Annotated in this window: 1 protein-coding gene; it reads left to right on the top strand. The window is 35.8% G+C overall.

What is annotated here, in order from left to right; all coding sequences use genetic code 11:
• Window positions 1–258: 258 nt before the first annotated feature.
• A partial coding sequence (locus IE142_RS40305) for a relaxase/mobilization nuclease domain-containing protein (RefSeq protein ID WP_191889512.1) occupies window positions 259–551 on the top strand: 293 nt, incomplete at its 3' end.

Genomic DNA, 551 nt, shown 5'->3' with positions numbered 1-551 from the left:
GCGCCGAACTATGAAGCATTAGAGCGTAATATCAGCGAATTACGTGAAAGGTTAGATGAGGTATGGAACAAAATAAATTAAGAAGATTGCTGTTTGGTATTTGGATTTTAACTGTTATATCTTTAATGATCTTGATTTTATTTTTTAATTTTTCATTCCTAAAGCAATGGTGGTTTATCATCATCTGTTTCTTATTTTGTGCTTTTGGTGGCCTTTTGATTGATTATTTTATCCCTAAACAAAGAAAGGGGGATACCAATGGCAACAACTAAATTAGGTAATACAAAATCGGCAAGTCGGGCAATCAATTACGCAGAGAAACGAGCAGTAGAAAAAAGTGGCTTGAATTGTGATGTAGATTATGCGAAATCAGCTTTTAAACAAACAAGAGCCTTGTATGGTAAAGAAGATGGAATTCAAGCGCATACGATTGTTCAGTCTTTTAAACCTGACGAAGTCACGCCAGAACAATGTAATCAACTCGGCTTGGAACTTGCAGAAAAAATAGCACCGAATCATCAAGTTGCCGTTTACACACATGCAGATACAGA

It is taken from the genome of Streptomyces mutabilis (genome assembly GCF_014649815.1).
Lineage (GTDB): Bacteria > Actinomycetota > Actinomycetes > Streptomycetales > Streptomycetaceae > Streptomyces > Streptomyces mutabilis.
Note: the sequence above shows the minus strand (reverse complement) of the source record. Positions and strands in the feature narration are given on the sequence as shown.